This is a genomic window from Streptomyces sp. NPDC030862 (assembly GCF_055571835.1).
This window is the reverse complement of the sequence record NZ_JBVIEN010000001.1, coordinates 641,724-663,057: the sequence shown is the minus strand read 5'-3', so window position 1 is coordinate 663,057 and position 21,334 is coordinate 641,724. Positions and strand designations below refer to the sequence as shown.

At 71.1% G+C, this 21,334-nt stretch carries 21 protein-coding genes; 9 read left to right on the top strand and 12 right to left on the bottom strand.

The window, feature by feature from the left end:
• Nucleotides 1-4 precede the first annotated feature (4 nt).
• Genes ACZ42X_RS03045 through ACZ42X_RS03030 form a run of 4 tightly spaced genes read left to right on the top strand, consistent with a single transcriptional unit; the run spans nucleotide 5 to nucleotide 3,120 of the window.
• Nucleotides 5-535: a hypothetical protein gene (locus ACZ42X_RS03045; protein WP_468283640.1), complete on the top strand. Its 531-nt coding sequence runs from the start codon at nucleotides 5-7 to the stop codon at nucleotides 533-535.
• Nucleotides 536-557: 22 nt separating this feature from the next.
• Complete coding sequence (locus tag ACZ42X_RS03040; RefSeq protein WP_468283638.1) at nucleotides 558-1,121, top strand: nuclear transport factor 2 family protein; 564 nt, start codon at nucleotides 558-560, stop codon at nucleotides 1,119-1,121.
• A 56-nt stretch (nucleotides 1,122-1,177) separates the two neighbouring features.
• The gene (locus ACZ42X_RS03035) at nucleotides 1,178-1,831 is read left to right on the top strand and encodes a hypothetical protein (RefSeq protein WP_468283636.1); all 654 of its coding nucleotides are present in this window, start codon (nucleotides 1,178-1,180) and stop codon (nucleotides 1,829-1,831) included.
• Nucleotides 1,828-3,120 (top strand): lytic transglycosylase domain-containing protein, encoded by a 1,293-nt coding sequence (locus ACZ42X_RS03030; RefSeq protein ID WP_468283634.1) that lies wholly within the window; start codon nucleotides 1,828-1,830, stop codon nucleotides 3,118-3,120. Before ACZ42X_RS03035 ends, ACZ42X_RS03030 begins: the two co-directional genes overlap by 4 nt.
• Here the strand turns inward: ACZ42X_RS03030 and ACZ42X_RS03025 are convergent.
• Nucleotides 3,054-4,124 (bottom strand): ATP-dependent DNA ligase, encoded by a 1,071-nt coding sequence (locus tag ACZ42X_RS03025; RefSeq protein ID WP_468283632.1) that lies wholly within the window; start codon nucleotides 4,122-4,124, stop codon nucleotides 3,054-3,056. The genes ACZ42X_RS03030 and ACZ42X_RS03025 overlap by 67 nt on opposite strands.
• Nucleotides 4,125-4,207: 83 nt before the next feature.
• Between ACZ42X_RS03025 and ligD the strand changes: the two genes are divergently transcribed.
• The gene (gene ligD, locus ACZ42X_RS03020) at nucleotides 4,208-5,221 is read left to right on the top strand and encodes a non-homologous end-joining DNA ligase (protein WP_468283630.1); all 1,014 of its coding nucleotides are present in this window, start codon (nucleotides 4,208-4,210) and stop codon (nucleotides 5,219-5,221) included.
• An 18-nt stretch (nucleotides 5,222-5,239) separates the two neighbouring features.
• Here the strand turns inward: ligD and ACZ42X_RS03015 are convergent, their stop codons facing one another.
• Nucleotides 5,240-5,863, bottom strand: a complete 624-nt coding sequence (locus ACZ42X_RS03015) for a TetR/AcrR family transcriptional regulator (protein ID WP_468283628.1) — start codon at nucleotides 5,861-5,863, stop codon at nucleotides 5,240-5,242.
• Between the two features lie 121 nt (nucleotides 5,864-5,984).
• On the opposite strand from ACZ42X_RS03015, the gene ACZ42X_RS03010 reads away from it, so the two are divergent.
• Nucleotides 5,985-6,581 carry a PH domain-containing protein gene (locus tag ACZ42X_RS03010; RefSeq protein WP_468283626.1) on the top strand — a complete coding sequence of 199 codons (597 nt, stop codon included), beginning with the start codon at nucleotides 5,985-5,987 and terminating at the stop codon, nucleotides 6,579-6,581.
• Complete coding sequence (locus ACZ42X_RS03005; protein WP_468283624.1) at nucleotides 6,578-8,083, top strand: PH domain-containing protein; 1,506 nt, start codon at nucleotides 6,578-6,580, stop codon at nucleotides 8,081-8,083. The genes ACZ42X_RS03010 and ACZ42X_RS03005 overlap by 4 nt, the downstream gene beginning before the upstream one ends.
• A 78-nt stretch (nucleotides 8,084-8,161) precedes the next feature.
• Here ACZ42X_RS03005 and ACZ42X_RS03000 read toward each other — a convergent pair whose 3' ends face one another.
• The gene (locus tag ACZ42X_RS03000) at nucleotides 8,162-10,348 is read right to left on the bottom strand and encodes an OmpL47-type beta-barrel domain-containing protein (protein WP_468284116.1); all 2,187 of its coding nucleotides are present in this window, start codon (nucleotides 10,346-10,348) and stop codon (nucleotides 8,162-8,164) included.
• 17 nt (nucleotides 10,349-10,365) lie between these two features.
• Nucleotides 10,366-12,849, bottom strand: a complete 2,484-nt coding sequence (locus ACZ42X_RS02995; protein ID WP_468283622.1) for a ThuA domain-containing protein — start codon at nucleotides 12,847-12,849, stop codon at nucleotides 10,366-10,368.
• A gap of 194 nt (nucleotides 12,850-13,043) precedes the next feature.
• On the opposite strand from ACZ42X_RS02995, the gene ACZ42X_RS02990 reads away from it, so the two are divergent.
• Nucleotides 13,044-14,027 (top strand): multicopper oxidase domain-containing protein, encoded by a 984-nt coding sequence (locus tag ACZ42X_RS02990; protein ID WP_468283620.1) that lies wholly within the window; start codon nucleotides 13,044-13,046, stop codon nucleotides 14,025-14,027.
• Between the two features lie 7 nt (nucleotides 14,028-14,034).
• Here ACZ42X_RS02990 and ACZ42X_RS02985 read toward each other — a convergent pair whose 3' ends face one another.
• Together ACZ42X_RS02985 and ACZ42X_RS02980 are read right to left on the bottom strand one after the other, a co-directional pair.
• Nucleotides 14,035-14,901: a hypothetical protein gene (locus ACZ42X_RS02985; protein WP_468283618.1), complete on the bottom strand. Its 867-nt coding sequence runs from the start codon at nucleotides 14,899-14,901 to the stop codon at nucleotides 14,035-14,037.
• Between the two features lie 96 nt (nucleotides 14,902-14,997).
• Entirely contained in the window at nucleotides 14,998-15,123 is a 126-nt protein-coding gene (locus tag ACZ42X_RS02980; RefSeq protein ID WP_468283616.1) for a hypothetical protein, read from the bottom strand.
• A gap of 42 nt (nucleotides 15,124-15,165) precedes the next feature.
• On the opposite strand from ACZ42X_RS02980, the gene ACZ42X_RS02975 reads away from it, so the two are divergent.
• A complete protein-coding gene (locus ACZ42X_RS02975; protein ID WP_468283614.1) occupies nucleotides 15,166-15,423 on the top strand; it encodes a WhiB family transcriptional regulator in 258 nt (85 codons plus the stop codon).
• Between the two features lie 3 nt (nucleotides 15,424-15,426).
• Here ACZ42X_RS02975 and ACZ42X_RS02970 read toward each other — a convergent pair whose 3' ends face one another.
• From ACZ42X_RS02970 to ACZ42X_RS02945, 6 genes are all read right to left on the bottom strand, one after another.
• Nucleotides 15,427-15,702 (bottom strand): hypothetical protein, encoded by a 276-nt coding sequence (locus tag ACZ42X_RS02970; RefSeq protein WP_468283612.1) that lies wholly within the window; start codon nucleotides 15,700-15,702, stop codon nucleotides 15,427-15,429.
• 317 nt (nucleotides 15,703-16,019) lie between these two features.
• A complete protein-coding gene (locus ACZ42X_RS02965) occupies nucleotides 16,020-16,703 on the bottom strand; it encodes a hypothetical protein (RefSeq protein ID WP_468283610.1) in 684 nt (227 codons plus the stop codon).
• Between the two features lie 19 nt (nucleotides 16,704-16,722).
• The gene (locus ACZ42X_RS02960) at nucleotides 16,723-17,952 is read right to left on the bottom strand and encodes a putative T7SS-secreted protein (RefSeq protein WP_468283608.1); all 1,230 of its coding nucleotides are present in this window, start codon (nucleotides 17,950-17,952) and stop codon (nucleotides 16,723-16,725) included.
• Nucleotides 17,945-18,247, bottom strand: coding sequence for a hypothetical protein (locus ACZ42X_RS02955; RefSeq protein ID WP_468283606.1), 303 nt, complete (start codon nucleotides 18,245-18,247; stop codon nucleotides 17,945-17,947). The genes ACZ42X_RS02960 and ACZ42X_RS02955 overlap by 8 nt, the downstream gene beginning before the upstream one ends.
• A gap of 200 nt (nucleotides 18,248-18,447) precedes the next feature.
• Nucleotides 18,448-19,422, bottom strand: a complete 975-nt coding sequence (locus tag ACZ42X_RS02950) for an acyl-ACP desaturase (protein ID WP_468283604.1) — start codon at nucleotides 19,420-19,422, stop codon at nucleotides 18,448-18,450.
• A gap of 137 nt (nucleotides 19,423-19,559) precedes the next feature.
• Nucleotides 19,560-21,194 carry an ABC-F family ATP-binding cassette domain-containing protein gene (locus ACZ42X_RS02945; RefSeq protein WP_468283602.1) on the bottom strand — a complete coding sequence of 545 codons (1,635 nt, stop codon included), beginning with the start codon at nucleotides 21,192-21,194 and terminating at the stop codon, nucleotides 19,560-19,562.
• Nucleotides 21,195-21,334 lie beyond the last annotated feature (140 nt).

Below are 21,334 nucleotides of genomic sequence, written 5' to 3'. Positions count from 1 at the left end.
AGGGGTGACCACGAGCGCAGAGGCCCGGGCCCGGAGCTTCCGGTACCGCCGCACGGCCGCCGCCCTGCTCACCGTCCTGATGCTGCTGGCGGGAGGGTGGCTGCTCTGGCGCACCGAGGAGCTGGCGGACTCCCCGGCCCTGGACAACCGCGCGCTCGCCGACACGCGGGCCACCGAGCGGGTCGTCGGAGACGTCAGCGGCGCGCTCGGGCGGGTCTTCTCGTACGCCCCGCAGGACACCGCCTCGACCCGGCAGGCGGCGCGGCAGCTCCTCGCGGGCAAGGCGGCACGGCAGTACGAGGCGCTCTTCGCCGAGGTGGAGCAGCGGGCCGCACGGCAGAAACTGACGCTCACGACCCATGTCGTACGCGCCGGAGTCACGCGGCTCACCGACCGCGACGCACACCTCCTGGTCTTCCTCGACCAGGTCGCCCAGCGCGCCGGGAAACCCGCCACCACGGTCGCCGCCCAGCTGTCCGTCACCGCCGAACTACGGGGCGGCCACTGGCGGATCGTCGACATCACCGCACGTTAGAGAGGCCGTCACACCCATGCCCATGCTTTCGGAACGTACGCGCAACGCCACGCCGGGGAAGCCGCTCCTGGCATCGGCCCTCGCCCTGGCCCTCCTCGCGGTCGGCGGCGCCGGCTGGGCGGGCTGGGCCGGCTGGTCCTGGTACGCGGCCGCGCACGACGACTCGGCCGCGTACGCGAAGACGCGGGACGAGGTCCTCGCCGCCGGGGAGCAGGCCGTACAGAACATGAACACCCTCGACCACCGCGACCTGCGCCGCGGGCTCGACACCTGGCAGGACTCGGCCACCGGCGACCTGCGCACCCAACTGACGGAGGGCCGCGCGCGGTTCGAGCGGCAGATCCGCGAGGCCAAGACCGTGACCAGCGCGAAGGTGCTGTCCGGCGCGGTGACCGAGCTGGACACGCGCGCCGGCCGGGCCCGCGTGATGGTCGCCCTGCGGATCACCGTGACCCCGTCCGGGGGCAAGCCCGCGGCGAAGCAGAGCCGCCTGCTCGGCGAACTCACCCGCACCCCCGAGGGGTGGAAGCTCAGCGCGCTCGGCCAGGCGCCGGTCGGCAACACCGCCGTGGAACCCGTGGACTGACCAGCGGACCGGCCGGCGGACCGGCCAGCGACCAGTGGACCGAAGAGGAGCCCCGCATGTCGTCGACGACCCGACACCTCATCAACCGGCAGCGCCGCCTGGCGGCCGCGCACACGACCCGGGCCGCGCCCGGCCCCGCGGGCAGGTCCCCGGCGCCGCCGCGGGCGCCGGCACCCCGCCGCAGGTTGCCCGTGGTGCTCGGCGCGCTCACCGTGCTGCTGGGCGGCGTCGCCGCCTGGGCCGGCGGCGAGGCGGCGGCCCTGCGCGACGACCCGGCCGTGCGCAACACCGCCCTCACCGACGTGGCCCGCACCAGCGAGGTCAAGGGCCAGGTGACGAAGGCGGTGGGCGAGCTCTTCTCGTACAACTACGCCACCCCCACCGAGGCCGACCGGGCCGCCAAGACACACCTCACCGGCAGGGCGGTCGAGCAGCACCGCGCGATGCTGGCACCCGTACGCGAACAGGCGGCGCGGCAGAAGCTCGTCCTCACCACCACCGTCACGGAGAGCGGTGTGGAGCGGATCAACGGCGACCGGGCCCGGGTGCTCGTCTACGCCGACCAGACCAACACCCGCACCGCGGGCACCGCGGCCGCGGCCAAGAAGGACGCCACGACGTACGGCGCCGCCATGTTCGCGGTGGAGGCGGTACGCGCCGGCGGCGCCTGGCGGATCACCGCCATCGACACCCTGGGGGCTGCTTCATGAGCGGGCGGGCCGGGAACAGGCGTGCGCGTGGACGTGCGCGTGGGCGTGCACGGCGGGCGGTGACCGGGACCGCCACGGCCCTCGCCGCGATGGCCGCCCTCACGGCCTCGCAGGCCCCCGGCTTCGTACCGTCCCGGGCCGCTCACCCCAACGACCCCGTGGCGCGGCACGACACCGCCCCGGTCCCGCCGTCGGACGACGCCTACCACACCGAACTCCCGCCGCTCACCTCGCCCGTGGCGCCCGGAACCGCTCCGACGCCGGGGGCCGGGGCCGGGTCCGGGGCCGGAGTCGCGGCCGGGCCGCCGGTGAGCCTGGGGCCGGCGCAGGCGGGCATCCCGGCGACCGTGCTGGCCGCGTACCGGCGCGCCGAGGCCGCCGTGGCCCGCACCGACCCGGGCTGCCGACTGCCGTGGGAGCTGCTCGCCGCGATAGGCAAGGTGGAGTCGGGCCAGGCGCGCGGTGGCCGGGTCGACGCGTACGGCACCACGCTCGCGCCGATCCTGGGCCCGGTCCTCGACGGCGTCGGTTTCGCCCGGATCACGGACACCGACGACGGCGTGTACGACGGGGACCGCACGTACGACCGGGCGGTCGGCCCGATGCAGTTCATCCCCTCGACGTGGGCCCGGTGGGGCACCGACGGCAACGGCGACGGGCGCGCCGACCCGGACAACATCCACGACGCGGCGCTGGCCGCCGGACACTACCTGTGCGCCGGGAACCGGACGCTGACCATCCGGACCGACCTCGACCGGGCCATCCTCAGCTACAACCACTCGTACGCCTATCTGCGCACCGTGCTGTCGTGGCTCGCCTTCTACCAGCGCGGTGCGCATCCGGTGCCGGACGGGACGGGCGTGCTGCCGGTGAGCCCGGGGGCGGGTACGGAGCCCAGGCCCGCGACGCCCACCGCGCCGGCGCCCGCGCCGAGCCCTCGTCCGGGCGGCGGCATCGTGGTGGGCCCCCAGCCCTCGCCGCGTCCGACCCTCACCCCACGGCCACCCAGCCGCCCTTCCCCTTCCCCGACACCGACCCCGCCCCCGTCGCCCTCGCACCCGACACCCACCCCTACCCCCAGCCCCACGCCCACGCCTACAGAGCCTGGCCCGTCACCGACGCCGACCCCTTCACCCACGCCTACGCCATCGCCGAGCCCGACACCCACGGTTCCCGCCTGCCCGTCGCCCACGCCGACCGCGTCCCCGTCGCCCAGCGCGACTCAGCCCCCGGACCCCGACAGCACCGCGTCCAGGTCGTACGAGACCGGCTCCTCCAACTGCGCGTAGCCGCAGCTTTCCGGCGTACGGTCCGGTCGCCACCGGCGGAACTGCGCCGTGTGCCGGAAGCGGTTGCCCTCCATGTGGTCGTAGCCCACCTCGCACACCCGCTCGGGCCGCAGCGGCACCCAGGACAGGTCCTTCTTGCCCGACCAGCGGCTCGGCGCCCCGGGCAGCCGGGCGGTCTCGTGGGCGGCCTCGTCCGCCCAGGCGGCCCAGGGGTGGCCGTCGGGCGTGTCCATGCGCAGGGGCTCCAGCTCCTCCACCAGCTCCGCGCGCCGCTTGTCGGAGAACGCGGCGCAGACCCCGACGTGCTGGAGCGCGCCCTGGTCGTCGTACAGGCCGAGGAGCAGCGAGCCGACGACGTTCCCCGTCTTGTGGAACCGGTAGCCCGCCACGACGACATCGGCGGTGCGCTCGTGCTTGATCTTGTACATGAGCCGGGCGTCCGGACGGTAGGGCAGGTCCAGCGGCTTGGCGATCACGCCGTCGAGCCCGGCGCCCTCGTACTGTTCGAACCAGTGCCGGGCCACGTCGATGTCGGTGGTGGACGGCGCCAGGTGGAGCGGGGCGTCGACGCCCTCCAGGGCCTCGGTGAGCAGCGCCCTGCGTTCGGTCAGCGGCGTGTCCAGCAGCGCCGCGTCACCGAGGGCCAGCAGGTCGAAGGCGATGAGCCGGGCGGGCGTCCGCTCGGAGAGCATCTTCACGCGGGAGGCGGCCGGGTGGATGCGTTCGGTGAGCTTGTCGAAGTCGAGCCGCCCCTCGTGGGCGATGACGATCTCACCGTCGACGACACAGCGCTCGGGGAGCCGCTCCGGGAGGGCCGTGACCAGCTCGGGGAAGTACCGGGTCAGCGGCTTGCCGGTACGGCTGCCGATCACCAGTTCGTCGCCGTCCCGGTGCACGATCGCACGGAAGCCGTCCCACTTGGCCTCGTAGTGCATGCCGGGCGGGATCTTCTTGACGGACTTGGCCAGCATCGGCTTGACGGGTGGCATCACCGGCAGATCCATGGCCCGATTCTGCCTCTATCCAGCTACTCGTGCCCATCAGTACCGATATGCGAGGTATGTACCCGCCCCCTACTGTGGCGCGTATGGGAAACGCGGTGGAGCTGGAGGTCGGCGGACGTACCGTACGCCTGTCGAACCCGGACAAGGTCTACTTCCCGGAGCGCGGCTTCACGAAGCTGGACGTGGCCCGCTACTTCCTCGCCGTGGGCGAGGGCATCGTCCGCGCCCTACGCGACCGGCCCACCACTTTGGAGCGCTTCGTCGACGGGATCGAGGGCGAGTCCTTCTTCCAGAAGCGCGCCCCCAAGAACCTCCCCGACTGGATCCCCACGGCCCACATCACCTTTCCCAGCGGCCGCTACGCCGACGAGATCCGCCCCACCGAGGTCGCGGCCGTGATCTGGGCGGCCAACCTCGGCACGCTCACCTTCCACCCCTGGCCGGTGCGGGGCGATCGCACCGACCACCCCGACGAGCTGCGCATCGACCTGGACCCGCAGCCCGGCACCGCCTTCCCGGAGGCGGTGGCCGCCGCGCACGAGCTGCGGGCCCTGCTGGAGGAGTACGGCCTGCGCGGCTGGCTGAAGACGTCCGGCGGGCGCGGCCTCCACGTCTTCGTGCCGATCGAACCGCGCTGGGAGTTCACCGGCGTGCGGCGCGCCGCCATCGCACTCGGCCGCGCCCTGGAACGGCGCATGCCGGGCCGGGTCACCACCGCCTGGTGGAAGGAGGAGCGGGGCGAAAAGATCTTTTTCGATTACAACCAGACGGCGCGTGACCGCACCATCGCCTCCGCCTACTCCATCCGCCCCCGGCCGCACGCCCCGGTCTCCGCCCCGCTGCGCTGGGAGGAGCTCGACGACGTCGACCCGCGCGACTTCGACCTGGCCACCATGCCCGTGCGGTACGCCGACCACGGCGACGTCCACGCGGACATGGACGACCACGCCTTCACCCTGGACAGCCTGCTGGAGCTGGCCGACCGGGACGAGCGCGACCACGGGCTGAGCGACATGCCGTACCCGCCGGACTACCCGAAGATGCCGGGCGAACCCAAGCGGGTCCAGCCGAGCCGCGCCAAGAAGCCGGCTGACTGACCCGGTTCGCGTGGCGGCTCACTCCGGGGCGCCGAAGAGCCGCTCCAGGTGCGCGTCCAGCCGGCCCACGGCCTCCTCGCCCGTCTGGACCCCGAGGAGCGTGTACGCCGTCAGGCCGTCCACCAGGCTGATCAGCACCATCGCCTCGGTGTACGGGTCGAGCACCCGCTCCGATGCCAACTCCCCCCGCTCCTGGGCGGTGCGCAGCAGCCCGGCGAAGAACTCCGCGAGCCGGGGGATCCCTTCCCGGGCCTCGGCGCGCAGGCGCTCGTCGTGGACCGCGCGCGCGAAGTACGCCGCGCCCACCAGCGCGCCCACCCTGCTCTTCTCGTCCAGCGGCAGCATCCCCGCCAGGCACTCCCGCAGCACGGCCCGCGGCGGCGGCTCCTGGCCGAGGCCCGCCGCGAGCGTGCCGATGCGTTCGCGGATCCGCCGGTCCGCCAGGGTGTTGATGTGGCGCAAGGCGAAGAGGAGCATCTCGTCCTTCGTGCGGAAGTAGTGCTGGAGCCTGCCCAGCGAGATGTCCGCCTCCGCCGCCACATCGCGCAGGCTCACACCGTCGAGGCCGCGCGTACTCGCGATGCGCCAGAGCGCCTCCGCGATCTCCAGGCGTCTCGCCTCGTGGTCCACCTTCTTCGGCACCGCACCACCCCAACCTCTCCGCGGCACGGCGGTAAACGCCCGGGCCGCTTTTACAAGTCACTTGTACCGTTGTAGCGTATCGCTATCCAATACAGTTGACTTGGAAAGCGGTCCCTGCCCCATGTCTCTTCACGCCGCCCCACGCCTGAGGCCGCCCCGCCACCGGGCCCACCCGCTGGCCCGCCGTTGGTGGACGGTCCAGGCACTGGTCTCCGTGAGCGGGCCGATGCTGCTCACCGCCCTCGCGCTCGGCCTCCTCTCCGCGCTGTTCTTCTCCGGCGCGCTGCCCTGGCTCGCACCCCTCCTGCTGGTCACCCTCGTGGTGCCCGCGCTCGGGTACCTGCTCCTCATGCCGCGCTGCCGGTACGCCACGCACGGCTGGGAGCTCGGCGCGTACGCCGTCTACGCGGCCGGCGGCTGGATATGGCAACGGCGCCGGATCGCCCCGCTGTCCCAGGTGCAGACCGTCGACACGGTCCGCGGGCCGATCCAGCGGTGGTACGGCCTGACGACGCTCACCGTCACCACCGCCTCGACCGCGGGGGCCGTCAGGATCGCGGGCCTGTCCGAGGCCGACGCCGAGGAGCTCGCGCGGCGCATCGGCCACGCCGCGCACACCGCCCGCACCACTCCCGGCGAGGCCGAGGGGATGACCGCCGGCATGGTCGACGGCGTGGTCGACGGCGTGGCACGGGGCGTATCGGAGGGAGGAGCGTGAGCCGCCGCGCGGACGTCGGGCGGCGCCCCGCCGCCCGCACCCTGCTGGTGAGGTGCGGCTGGCTCGCCCCACCGCTCGGATCGCTCGCCCTCACCGTGCTCGTCACCGGCGGCAGCGTTCCCGTGGGCGCCCGCATCACGCTGGCCGCCCTCGCCGTCTCGTTCGCCGCCGTCACCGCCGCCGGTCTGCTCCGCTGGTCCCGGACCCGCTACCGGCTCACCGCCGAGGCGTTCACGCTGCACAGCGGGGTGTTCAGCCGACGGCGGCGCACGATCCCGCTCCACCGGATCCGCAACGTCGACCTGACCGCGACCCCGCTGCACCGCCTGCTCGGCCTCAGCGTCGTACGGGCCGCGACCACCGCCGCGGACGGCGAACAGGGCGGGATCACCCTCGACGCGGTCACGGTCCGCGAGGCACACCGGCTCAAGGCCGCCCTGCTCGCGCAGGCGGACCCCCGGTACGTCACCGGCGACCCTGTGCTCAGCCGCATCGACTGGCGCTGGCTGCGCTACGCGCCGCTCACCTTCTGGGTGTTCGGCGGTGTGGGCGTCGCCGTCGGAACGGCCTACCGGATCCTCGACGGCATCGGCATCGATCCGTGGCGCACGGCCCTCGTCCAGGACCTGTTCGCCGAGTTCGGCCACCGCGCGCTGTGGCTGACCGTACCCGCGGCCCTGGCCGTCGTGACCGCCCTCGGGTCCCTCGGCGCCCTCGCCGTGTACGCGGAGAACTGGTGGGGCTACAGCGCCGCCTGGACCGACGCGGACACGCTCACCGTACGGCGCGGACTGCTGACCACCCGCTCGGTGGCGCTGGAACGCAGCCGGCTGCACGGCGTACTGCTCCGCGAACCGCTGCTGCTGCGGGCCGCCGGAGGAGCGAGCGCGGCCGCGGTGGCGGGCGGTCTCGGCGACAAGGAGGAGGCCCAGGCGCGCGGCGTCCTGCTTCCGCCGGCACCGCGAGCCGAGGCCCTGCGCGTGGTTGCCGGCGCGCTACGCGCCCCCTCGCGCCTGGTGGACTCGGTCCCGCTGACCGCCCATCCCCGCGCCGCGCTGCGCCGCCGGATGTCACGTGGGCTCCTGCTCGCCGTCCTGCCGGCGACGCTCGTACTGCTCGTCCTCGGAGCGCTGCTCACGCCGGTGCTCCTGCACGCCGCCTGGATGTACGCACTGGTCGCGACCGCCGTGACGGCGCTGCTCGCCCGGGACGCCTACGCGAGCCTCGGCCACGCCCTGCACGGCTCCCATCTCCTCATCAGGTCCGGTACGTTCAGCCGCGACACCCTCGCCCTGGACCGCTCCGCGCTCGTCGCCTGGACGTTCACGACCTCGCCGTTCGGCCGCCGCGCCGGACTCGTCACGCTCACGGCGGCCGTGGCCGCGGGGGCGCACGGCTACCACGTGCGGGACGTGGCGGCCGACGACGCCGTGGCCCTCGCCGCCGCGGCCCGGCCGGGAATCCTGGAGGAGTTCCTCGAACCGGACGGGCCCCGCCTCTGACCTCCGGGCCCCGGATCGCGTCGCGGTCCGGGGCCCGGAGTGTCGTCGCCGTCGGCGGCCCTGGAGTGTCGTCGCCGGTCAGAGCTCCTTGATCCGGATGTCGCGGTACGAGATGACGTCCGTCGTGCCGTGGACCTGGAGCCCGATGTAGCCGGTGGCGTACCGGCGGCCGTCCGTGCCCGGGTCGTCGGCGCGCGGCGGGGAGAACTCCTGGCCGCCGGTGTTGTCGAACTCGTTGATCAGGACGCCGTTGCGGAACACCGAGTAGTGCTGGCCCTCCACCCGGATCTCGTAGTCGTTCCAGGTGCCCTTCGGGGTGACGCCGGCGCCGCCGAGCCCGACCCGGTCGAAGCCGTAGACCGAACCGGTCTTGTACATGTCGCCGTCCGGCCGGTCCAGGACCTGTATCTCGTGCCCGAACTTGATGGCGACCCACTCCGGCCTCGGCTCCTCGGGGTGGTCGTGGACGTACGGGAAGCGCACGAAGACACCGGAGTTGGCGTTCCCCGCCCCCGGAGCGTCGTCCCGCCACTGGAGCTTGAGCGAGAAGTCCCCGTACTGCCGCTGCGGGAACCACAGCATGCCCATGCCCGGGACCGCCGTACTGCTCGTCATCGAGCCGTCGCCGTTCAGGCCGAACCTGCCGCCGCCGACGTGCTGCCACCGGGCGAACGTCTCCGCCGAGCCGTCGAACAGCGTGCGGTAGCCGGTGGTCTGCCCGGGCTTGCCGATGCCGGACTCCTTGGCCGCCCGGTAGATCGTGCGGTGTTCGCGGGCGTCGACGACCCCTTCGGTGAGCAGCCGGTCGAGGACCGCGTCCACGTGCTTGAGGAACAGCGCGTGCGACGACCAATCCTTCTCGTCCTCGATCAGCTCGTTGATGGTGCAGCGGCCGCGCGTCATCCGGTTCGGCACCCCCGAGTCGACCGTGCCCACGATGACCGTGAGGCGCTCGTCGTACTCGGGGCAGTTGGGCGCCGGGACGCCGCCGCCCTCCGCGACGTCGAAGCGGACCTGCCGGGCGGCCGAGGTGTTGCCCGCCTTGTCCGTGGCCCGGTGCAGCAGGGTGTGGTGGCCCACCCGGTCCACGACCACCGGGACCGTGTACGCCAGGTACGGGCCGCCGTCCAGCGAGTACTCGGTCTTCTCCACCCCGGAGCCCGCGTCGGTCGCCGTGACCGTCACCGTGGCCCGGCCGATGTACGCGCCGTCCGCGTTCTTCTCGCCCGTCACGGTGGCCGTCGTCTCGGGCGGCGTCTTGTCGTCCGTCGGCGGAGCGACCACGGTGAAGTCGACGGCCTTCTCGGCGGCCGTGTTGCCCGCCCGGTCCGTGGCCCGGTAGCGCACGGTGTGCGTGCCGGTCGCGTGGACCATCACGGGCGCGGTGTACGTCTGCCAGGCGCCGCCTGCCCCGACCGCGTACTGGATGGTGTTGACGCCGGACCCGGCGTCGGAGGCGGTGACGGTGACCGTCGCCATCCCCACGTACCTGCCCTCGGCGTCCTTCTCGCCACTGACCGTCGCCGACGTCTCCGGGGGCGTCTTGTCGTCCGTCGGCGGGGCGACCACGGTGAAGTCGACGGCTTTCTCGGCGGCCGTGTTGCCCGCCTTGTCGGTGGCCCGGTAGCGGATCCTGTGGGCGCCGACCTCATGGACCATCACCGGGCCGGTGTACGGCTGCCAGGTGCCGCCCGCCCCGACCGCGTACTCGATCCGGTCCACGCCCGATCCGGCGTCGGTCGCCGTGACGGTGACGTTGGCGTGGCCGATGTACGCCCCGTCGGCGTTCCGCTCACCCTCCACCTTCGCCGTCGTCTCGGGTGCGGTGGTGTCCTCGCCACCGCCCGCCTCCGTCACCGTGAGGATGCCCTGCATCGCGCCGTGGCCGGGGATGGTGCAGAAGAAGCGGTAGCGCCCGGGCGTCAGCGTGACCTGGGCGGTGTGCCTGCCGCCCTGGTCGTCACTGGGGTTGGCCAGGATGTTCAGCCGGACGTCGTTGTTGTACTCCGGGTCGGAGACGTCGAACGTCAGAGTGTGCGGCATGCCCGTGGTGTTGCCGGTGGCCGCACTGTTCTCGAAGACGATCGTCGCCGGGCCCGCCACCGCGGTGGCGGGGAAGGACAAGTAGCGGTCGACGGGATCGCCGGCGGTCCAGGTCAGCACCTGCTCCGCCGCGGCCGCCGCACGGCCGTCCGGGCGTCCGTACGCGGCGGTCGAGGCCAGTCCCACCACCATCAGCACGGAGGCGAGCAGCGCCGTCCACATCGTCGGATAGCGGTGTCTCACTGCGCTGCCGCCTTCCTCGCCAGGTCCTCGGCGGCGGGCGTCGGCCCGCCACCCCGGTACGTCACGTGCCACAGCGCGGACTTGGAGTCGGAGGTGAAGAAGCCGCGGCCGTAGTCGAGGACGTACAGGGAGCCGTCGGGCGCGAACTTCCAGTCCATGAGGTTGCGGATGCCGTCCGGGCCCCCCGGGATGATCTTCTTCAGGGACTCCGCGTGCACGGGCAGCCCGCCCTTGCCGACCGTCCTCGGGTCCATCAGCACGGCGTGGCGCGGCTGGTCCCCGTCGTAGAAGTCGCCCACGAACCACTTGCCGTCCCAGTACGACGGCCACGCGACGGTGCTCGCGCTCGTGGCATCGTACCGGTACACCGGCCCGTTCATGGTCGCCTGCCCGCCGCCCTTGAGCCACGGCAGCAGCAGTTTCTGCTCCTGCGTCTTGTAGCTGGGCACGCCGCTCGCGTCCCTCGGGAAGTCGGGACCGCCGCCCTGCGGTGAGTACCAGATGGAGTTGGGCGTGACCGGCGGCAGGTTCACCAGGCCGTCGTTGTGGGGCGACTCGTTCTTCGGCGCGGAGCAGTCGTACCAGCCGAGCGGCTTGCCGGGATCGGGCACATTGCGGTCGCGGTAGGGCTGGTTGTTGCCCATGCAGTACGGCCAGCCGTGGTTGCCGGCCTTGGTGATGGCGGTGAAGGTGTCGTACTTGGCGGGGCCCCAGGTGGTCGACGGCGCGCCGGCGTCGGGGCCGACCCATCCGGCGTACAGGATGTCCGTCGTCTTGTCGACGAAGATGCGTGCCGGGTTGCGCACGCCCATCACGTAGATCTCGCCGCGCGTCTTGCCGCCGCCCTCGTCCGGCTCCTCGCCCGTGAAGAGGTTGCCGTCCGGGATCGTGTACGTGCCGTCGTCCTCCGGGTGGATGCGCAGGATCTTGCCGTTGAGGTTGTTGGTGTTGCCGGAGGTGCGGCGGGCGTCGGCGAAGGAGACCCCCTTGAAGGCCGGTTCCGGGTTGTTGCCCGAGTAACCGCCGCTGAAGCCACTGGAGTTGTTGTCGCCGGTGGCGATGTACAGGTTCTCCTCGGAGTCCCAGGCCATGCCGCCGCCCGCGTGGCAGCAGCTGTGGATCTGCACCGGCCACTTGAGCAACACCTTCTCGCTGCGCGGGTCCAGCTTGTTCGTGGCGAGGTCGAGGGTGAAGCGGGAGACGTACCGCTCCGCCATGTGGGTGTCGCGGTTGATCCGGGAGTGGGGTGTGTAGTGCAGGTACACCCAGCCGTTGGACAGGAAGCCGGGGTCGAGCTCGATGCCGAGGAGTCCCTCCTCGTTCTTCGTCAGCTCGTCGCCGCCGCCCTTGTTGCCGAAGACCGTGAGTGCGCCCGCGAGCTGCACCTTCTTCGTCTTCGGGTCGTAGACGTGGATCTCGCCGCTGCCCTTGCCGATGTCCGGGTCGTTCCAGTCGGTGACCACGGGCTGGGAGGAGTCGGCGCCGCCGCGGCCGATGTAGAGGACGCGGCCGTCGGGCGCGGCCACCAGTCCGTGCGGCTCGCCGATCTGGTCGTTCCTGCCCGGCTGGTTGGGCGCGGTCAGCCGCTCGCTCGCGTAGTTCGCGTCGATGGTGGCCTTGCAGTCGGCGCGGACCAGCCGGGTGGTCCACAGCAGGGCGCCGCGCAGGTGCTCGCGGAAGTCGGTCTCGGCGAACGACTCGGCCGTACCGCCCATGCCCGTGTAGAAGGAGCGGCCGCCGTCGTAGTCACGGCACCAGGAGACGGGATGGTCCCAGCCGTTGGCGCCCGCGCCCGGCCGGTACGTGCTCTCGCGCACCCGCGCCACCGTGTGCACGCTGCCGGAGGGGTTGACCGCCCAGTTGAACCACTTGTCGGGGCGCTTCCAGTTCAGCGGGAGCTGCCGGGTGGCGGGATGCTGCCGGTCACCGACCTCGACGGTCGCGCGCTGTACGGGCGTGGGGCCGCCGGCGGCGGGCCGGGCGCCGACCAGCCCGGTGAACCAGTCGGAGTACGGCTCGGTGCGCGCCGCGTCGTGGATGCCGAGGAACCCGCCACCGGCCTCCATGTACGCCTCGAGACCCGCCTCCTGCTCCGGGTCGAGCACATCACCGCCGCCGGTCAGGAACACGACCGCGTTGTACCGCCCGAGCCGGGTGGCGTCGGTGAAGACGGAACCGTCGTCCGTCGCCTCGGTACGGAAGCGCTGCGCGGCCGGCCCGGACTGGCCGATCGCCTCTATCGCGGCGATACCGGCGTTGACGGTCGGGGACTCCGTGGTCGCCGAGGCGTGGAAGACGAGCACGCGGACGTTGGCGCCGCCCGGCGGCGACGGGAGGGACAACGTTGTCCGCGAGTTTTCCGGGTGCGGCTGGGCGGTGGCGGCCGTACCGCTGAGCAGCGAAGCCGCCAGGCCGGCGACCGCCAGGGCCGCGGCCGCACGGCGGCGTGTTCTTGACCGGTGATGTGGTGCACGGTGCATGTGTTCACCCACCCCTCTGTGGTCACAGCAAACGACGACGAAGCTAGACCTCTTTCCGTGACACGCCAATAGCTTGGCACCGATCGCGCGAACTTTGTCCTGGCTGTGGAAAAACGAATCGCCCACGGCTACGGTGTGGCCGTCCCGGGGTACTCAGCCCCCGTCAGTCTCGGCACCGTACTGGGGAGTTCGGCATGGACAGACGGAGCTTCAACCGGCGTCTCCTGGCCTCGGGAGCGGCTGCCACGGTCGGGGTGACATCGTTGTCATCCGGGGCTGCCGCGCCGGACACGGTGTCGGCTGCGACGCCCCTGAGGACCGCCCCGGCGGGCGGCCAGGTGCGGCACCTCAAGCTGTACGCCGAAAAACTGGCCGACGGTCAGATGGGGTACGGCCTGGAGAAGGGCAAGGCCACGATTCCCGGCCCGCTCATCGAACTCAACGAAGGCGACACCCTCCACATCGAGTTCGAGAACACCATGGACGTCCCGGCGAGCCTCCACGTCCACGGCGTCGACTACGACACCGCCAGCGACGGTACGAAACTCAACCGCAGCCACGTCGAACCCGGCGGCACCCGCACGTACACCTGGCGCACCCACGCCCCCGGCCGCCGCAAGGACGGCACCTGGCGTGCCGGCAGCGCCGGTTACTGGCACTACCACGACCACGTCGTCGGCACCGACCACGGCACCGGCGGCATCCGCAAGGGCCTGTACGGGCCGGTCGTGGTGCGGCGCCAGGGCGACATCCTCCCCGACAAGCAGTTCACGATCGTCTTCAACGACATGACGATCAACAACCGGCCCGGCCATCAGAGCCCGGACTTCCAGGCCACCGTGGGGGAGCGGGTCGAAATCATCATGATCACCCACGGCGAGTACTACCACACCTTCCATATGCACGGTCACCGCTGGGCGGACAACCGCACCGGCATGCTCACCGGCCCCGACGACCCGAGCCCCGTCATCGACAACAAGATCACCGGCCCCGCCGACTCCTTCGGCTTCCAGATCATCGCGGGCGAGGGCGTGGGCGCCGGCGCCTGGATGTACCACTGCCACGTCCAGAGCCACTCCGACATGGGTATGGCCGGCCTGTTCCTGGTGGCGAAAGCGGACGGCACGATCCCCGGCTACGAACCGCACCACCCGGCGGGAGGCCACACCGCCCACTGAGGGGGTATCAGCCGGCGAGGTCCAGGACCTCCCAGTCGACGGCCGACGTGTGCCGCAGAAAGATCCGCGAACCCCGGCAGACCGTCCGGCACCGCCCGACGTCCCGCCCGTCGGCCCGTACGAGCCGGCGCTCCATCACCGACTCGACGGAGGTGTCCGTCAGCCGCCCGTACGTGAGCAGATCGGTCGGCTTGCCGCTGCCGCTCAGGAACACCACCCGATCCCCGTGCACGGCGAGCGCGGTGGCCATCCGCACCGGAGCCGAGCGCACGCGCACCTCCTCGCCCCGCACCTCCAGGAGGGGGCCCGCGCCGTACGGCGTCGACCAGGCGGCATCCCCGTCCACGTTCAGGGAGTAGACGTCCCAGATGTACTGGTTCCCGGCGGGCGGGGCGTACGCCCATTGCGGCTCACCGGTACCGCTCCACCGCCGCAGCCCCGGCCAGCTGAGCGGGTCGTCCCCGTAGATCCCCTCGTCGAAGTAGCCCACCCACAGGTCCCCGGCCTCGTCGGCGAGCAGGTGCTCGATGCCGTCCCCCACCCGGAACGTCCACGACGGCTTCCCCAGCGCGTCGAAGACCTGCACATGCTGTTCGTCGGGGCGACTGCGCCCGGCCGCCAAGACGAACCCGCCGTCCGGCAACGCGTCGATCATGGGCCGCCGTGGCCGCACCGCGCTGAGCTCCGTCTCCTCCGCACGCCCCTCGTCCACCGTCACCATGACGGCGTCGTACGGCCCTTCACCGGTCCTGCCGCCGGCCTCGCCGAGCAGCCAGTGCGCACGTCCGTACGCATCGACGGTGCTCGCGATGACCGGTATCTCGCGGTACGCACGCGGCAACCGCGCGTACGGCGTCAAAGGGGTGGTCTTCATGCTGCCGACTCCTCGGAACGTCTCCTGACACGGGCCTCCACGGGTGAACACGGAGGACCCGGCGGCGCGTTCGCCGAGGGGCGCGGTACGGGGCGCCTAGGCGGCATGAGCCTTTCTGATCGTCATGATCCGATCATACGCGCGCGGCATGGCGCCCTTGCCGATCACGTCACGGAAGCCCATGCTGACGAGGAGCGATCCGCGGTGCGCCGTGTTGATCATTCGTTGAGGCGTCGTTTATCCCGCCGGGGCAGCGTGTGCGCCATGCCGATCCACACCAATGCCTCGACCACGATCGACCACGAACTCTCCTGGCAGGAGACCGCCCTCTGCGCCCAGACGGGCCCGGAGCTCTTCTTCCCGGACCCGGGCTCCTCCACCCGCGACGCCAAGCGCTTGTGCGCGGCGTGCGAGGGCCGCGAGGCCTGCCTCGAGTACGCGCTCACGCACGACGAGAGGTTCGGCGTCTGGGGAGGCCTCTCGGAGAAGGAACGGCACGCGCTGAGGCGCAACAGCCGCTGAGCCTCAACTCCGCCGAGCTCTTCCGCCCTTGACCAGACCGGCCTGCTCCGCGAGCACGTCATCCGCGGGGGCTCCGCCCGGCACGCCGTCCCCCATGTCCTCGGGCACGACTCGCACGGGGTAGTGCCCGCCGACGGGCGAGACGACGCCGCCGTAGCGGGGGTCCCCGGCGAACCAGATCATGTCGGGCTGAGGGTTCTGCTTGCGGGCCAGTTCGACCGAGAAGGGCGTGATCCGGAGGGTGGGCGCGTAATGCTCACTGAACCGGATGCGGATCACGACTGGTCGTTCCAGCGACCGCGGAGGATATGAGCACGGATACGCTACCCAGGGGTACGTGCTCAGGATTGCCTTTACACGCTGCGCCTGCCGCAGCGCCACCATTGCCAGTGGCAGTATGAACGGATAGAAGAGCACGCACAGGATGGTAAGCCCGATCGACCTCCATGCGATGCATGCATAGAAGGAGACCGCCGCCAGAGCGGTTGTGGAGAAAAGCCAGGCCCAGCGTTTGATCACTAGGCGGCCATGCCCCCGAATCGTCGGTGCGTGATCAATAGCCCTCTTCAGTAGAGGTGCCGGTGTCGGTGGTGGTGTCACGTGAGAAGCTCCATAATTCGTGAAGTAGGTGCCGCAGCGGCGGAATTGGAATCGTCTTCCGGATGTGAAAACGAGAACGTGTAAGCAATTCCCTCGAGGATGTCGGTGTAGGAATCTGCATGGCGTGTGGCCGCGCTCGCCAAGTCGGCGACCACGACATGAGAACCGCACGGGTACGGCACCGCGATGCGGGCTTGAAATACTTCACCCGCCTGCGGTGAGATCCCGGCACGCTGCACGAGGTCCATTGGAGGGGCCAACGTCCCTGCGACCATCGCCGCGGGGACGCCGGTGGGCAGCTCGAGAAGTCTGCAACTCCGTGTTCGCCATGCAGACGAGTCGGCCAGTGTGATGCCCGTACGAGCCGCGGCCACGTGTGGTGAGGGAGCTGCTGTGCTGATCGTGGAGAGCGAGAAAAGCGACATGCACGCTCCGTGGGCGCCATCGGGGTGCAGGCCGAAAGCCAGAAAAGCGGCCCCTCGATGGAACAGCGCCGTCATGAGTTCCGTCAACACGCGTGCGTCCCGCAACGCTTGGTCGGCCTCCGGTGCTTGCCCTAGCAGAGGCGTAACGACTGAGGTGACGGCCCGCGTAAGGGCTTCGTCAGTGATGGTTTCGAGGGAGTGGAAACCGGGAGGCAATCGAAACCAGACTGGGGGAGCATTTTCTTTGGTGCTCATGAAACCGCCTTACAGGCTGTCAACGGGAGAGCGAGGCCCATGCGTGCGCGATCCTGGCTGCTGATGTCGGGGCATCTTCGATAGCGACTCTCGTACCGTCGACTGCTGTAGCCGAGTTGGAGAACGTATCGTTTTCATCGAGGGATGAGTAATGGCTGGCGGCAGTCACCGCGCCCGTCGCCGGCATGCCGTACTTGACACTGCTTCTCACCGTTGGGTGTGCCTCTCGGAGTGCCCACTCCGTAAGAGGGTTCTCGATGTTCCGGAGTTCATCCATCGAACTCTTGGAAGCGCTGGCGAACTCGCGTGCTCCTGCTCCCAAACCAGCAAGGGAATCAGACCCGGCCAGGGCAGAACTCGCACGAACTGCCTTGGCACCCTGTGCCAAGGCAGCAACGCCTGGGACGGACCCCAGGGCGTCGCCGGTGAGAGTGACGGCGTTGTCCCAGAAGTCGGCGTCGAACTCACCCTTGGTGAAGCCGTCTCGCAGTGAGGTGCGCACCTTATCGTTCGAAAGATGCAGGGCCAGCGCTCCCATGCTCGCTCCGGTGGCGAGGATCATCAGACCGAGGCCAACCGGTGGAAAGGCAACCCCCAGCACAAGGCCGGCGAAGCCCATGACGGCAGATGCGTCGGACAGCACATCGCCGAGGTCCTCGCTGATCCAGTCGAGAGCCTTGCTCAACACCCCCGGCTCCTCCGGAGCCAACCGGTCCGTCGCCTCGTTGAGGCACTTCGCCACGCGAGCCGCCTCCACCCTGTGGGTGTCCTCCAGCTCGCGGGCGAGGCGGCGGACGTGTTGCAGGGCTTCGCGGGCTTCGGTGAGGGCGGTCGTCGCGGCGTGGAGGTCGGAGGGGGAGGCGTCGGCGCGGGAGGTGGTCGCGGCGTGGGTGGACTCCGCGGTGCTCAGGGACTTCGCGTGGAGGGCCGCCTGGGTCTCGTAGCGGCGGGCCGTCGTCTGGAAGGAGACCAGGCTGTCGTGCCAGGTGCCCAGGCGGTCCGCCGCCTTGGTCAGGGAGCGGTGGGCGTTGCCCAGGTAGCGGGGGAGTTCGCCGTCCAGGGCCTCGCGGAAGGCGTCCGCGGCCTCGCCCGCCCAGTAGGAGCTCTCGCCCAGCAGCTGGCGCACCAGGCGGTGCGCCGTACCCAGCGCGGCCGCGGAGGACGTCAGCTTCGACCGGAGCGCGGCGATCTCCGCCGGGCTCCCCGGCGCCGGGTTCCAGCCCAAGTGGGGAAAGGCGGCGTTAGTCACGGCGGCCCACCGCCCGGAACGCCGACGCGATCGCGTGGTCGAGCTGCACGTACCCCTGGTGGCTCAGCCGCACCCCCTCGTGCACGGCCTTGATCCGTACACCGAGCTGCTCCGCGCCGTACTTCCAGCGGTCCTGGAAGCCGTCGCAGGCCTCGTCCAGTTCCGGCGTACCGAGCTGATCGGCCCGTACGTGCTCCAGCGCGCGTCTGGCCTCCGCGAGGGAGGTCAGCGATTCGCCCAACGCATGGGAGAAACGGCCCAACTGGTCACGGTCGACACGGAGATGCTGGTCCATGGCGGACCACCCTGGCAGATCTGCAGCAATGCGCCGAAACGCCGTAACCCTCCCGGGTGGTGTTCGTGGCCCACTGATCGATGGGGAACGTTTCTCCGTACGTCTGCACGTCACCTGCGACGGGGGCCGCACGCGTGCGCGGCGCCCCCGTCGCAGGTGACGGAGGCGCCGCTCGGCCGCATGCTCCCGGAGGGCTCGCGTCAGCCGGCCGCGCGTGCCGCCAGCCGGGCCTTGCGCGCCGCGAGCTTCTCGTCGAACTTCCGCGCCTCGGCGTCCAGGCCACCCATGTACAGCCCGAGCTCCTCCTGCGCCTTCAGACCCTCCGGGCCGAGCCCTTCGATCTCCAGGACCTTCAGGAAGCGCAGCACCGGCTGGAGCACGTCGTCATGGTGTATGCGCATGTTGTAGATCTCGCCGATGGCCATCTGCGCGGCCGCCCGCTCGAAGCCCGGCATGCCGTGCCCCGGCATCCGGAAGTTGACGACCACGTCCCGTACCGCCTGCATGGTCAGGTCCGGCGCGAGCTCGAAGGCGGCGCCCAGCAGGTTCCGGTAGAAGACCATGTGCAGGTTCTCGTCGGTCGCGATGCGCGCCAGCATCCGGTCGCAGACCGGGTCCCCGGACTGGTGGCCGGTGTTGCGGTGCGAGATGCGCGTGGCGAGCTCCTGGAAGGCGACGTACGCGACCGAGTGCAGCATCGAGTGCCGGTTGTCCGACTCGAAGCCCTCGCTCATGTGCGCCATCCGGAACTGCTCCAGCTTGTCCGGGTCGACCGCGCGCGAGGCGAGCAGGTAGTCGCGCATGACGATGCCGTGCCGGCCCTCCTCCGCGGTCCAGCGGTGCACCCAGGTGCCCCAGGCGCCGTCACGGCCGAAGAGCGTGGCGATCTCGTGGTGGTAGCTCGGGAGGTTGTCCTCGGTGAGCAGGTTGACGACCAGCGCGATCCGGCCGATGTCGGAGACCTTGGACTGCTCCGGATCCCAGGCCTCGCCGTCCTCGAAGAGGCCCGGGAAGTTGCGGCCGTCCGACCACGGCACGTACTCGTGCGGCATCCAGTCCTTGACGACCTTCAGATGGCGGTTGAGCTCCTTCTCGACCACCTCTTCCAGGGCGTACAGCAGCCGGGCGTCGGTCCACGCTTCCGAACTGCCGAGGTGGGGAGAGGTGAGGGTCATGCGGCTACTCCTGGGGACGTGACATACCTACGGCTTCGTAGGTTACGAAACCGTAGGTTAAGGGCGCCGTAAGCCCCAGCCAAGCCCGGGTCCGGTCATGTGTCGTTACGGTGGGTCATACTCCCTGGTCGCGTCCGTCATTCGAGTGACGGAACCACGGATTCCGGTGTTGTCGGACGCAGCTCGCCGTCCATTTCCAGCCAGCGCGTCATGCCGATCGACTCCAGGAACGCCATGTCGTGGCTCGCCACGATCAGCGCCCCCTCGTACGCGTCGAGCGCCGCCGTCAGTTTCCGTACGCTCGCCATGTCGAGGTTGTTCGTCGGCTCGTCCAGCAGGAGCAACTGAGGCGCCGGCTCGGCCAGCAGCAGCGCGGCGAGCGAGGCCCGGAACCGTTCACCACCCGAGAGTGTCCCGGCGGGCTGGTCGGCCCGCGCGCCGCGGAACAGGAAGCGCGCCAGTCGGGCCCGGATGCGGTTGGGCGTGGCCTCGGGGGCGAAGCGGGCGACGTTCTCCACCACGCTCAGGTCGTCGTCCAGTACGTCGAGCCGCTGGGGCAGGAACCGCAGCGGGACGTGCGCCACCGCCTCGCCCGACACCGGCTCCAGCTCCCCGGCGATCGTGCGCAGCAGCGTCGTCTTGCCCGCGCCGTTGCGCCCGACGAGCGCGATGCGCTCCGGGCCGCGCAACTCCCACTCGCCGCTGACCCGGGCCCCGTACCGCAGCTCCAGGTCGCGCAGGAGCAGCACGCCGCGGCCCGGCGGGACCGTGGTGTAAGGCAGCTCCACACGGATCTCGTCGTCGTCCCGGACCGCCTCCACCGCCTCGTCGAGCCGCTCCTTGGCCTCGGCGAGCTTCTGGGTGTGCAGGATGCGATGCTTTCCGGCCGATTCCTGGGCGGCCCGCTTGCGCGCGTTCATGACGATCTTCGGCTCGCGCTTGCTGTCGAACATCTTCTGCCCGTACCGCTTGCGCCGCGCCAATTTCATGTGCGCCTCCGACAGTTCCCGCTTCTGCCGCTGTACGTCGGCCTCGGCGACCCGCACCATGCGCTCGGCCGCCTCCTGTTCGGCGGCGACGGCCTCCTCGTACGCGGAGTACGGCCCGCCGTACCAGGCCACGTCACCGTCCCGCAGGTCGGCGATGCGGTCCACCAGCTCCAGCAGTTCGCGATCGTGGCTGACCACGACCAGGACGCCCGGCCAGGACCGCACCGCGGCGTACAGGCGGCGGCGCGCGTACAGGTCGAGGTTGTTCGTCGGCTCGTCCAGCAGCAGCACATCGGGCTCGGCCAGCAACAGGGCCGCCAGCCGCAGCAGGACGCACTCGCCGCCCGAGACCTCGCCGATGGTGCGGTCCAGGCCGATGTGGCCGAGGCCGAGCTGGTCGAGCAGGGCGCGGGCCCGCTCCTCGACGTCCCAGTCGTCGCCGACCGCCGTGAAGTGCTCCTCGCTCGCGTCACCCGCCTCGATGGCGTGCAGCGCGGCGCGGGTGGCGGCGATGCCGAGGGCCTGGTCGACGCGGAGGGCGGTGTCGAGGGTGGCGTTCTGCGGCAGGTAACCGACCTCGCCGGCCACGCGGACCGAGCCCTCGGACGGGGTCAGGTCTCCGGCGATCAGCTTCAGCAGGGTCGACTTGCCGGAGCCGTTGAGGCCGATGAGGCCGGTCCTGCCGGGGCCGACCGCCAGCTGGAAACCGTCGAGCACCTCGGTGCCGTCCGGCCAGGAGAAGGACAGGTCGGTGCAGCTGATAAAGGTGGGAAAGGTAGACATACGGGTCTCCCGGTTGCGTGAGGAAAAGGGGTGGGGCAACGGGTGAGACACCGCGGGCAGTGGCGGTCGCTGTCGCGGGACGGCTCGTGCGGCTCGTACGGCTGGCGCAGCGCGTACGGCTCTATGCCGAGGTCGCACAC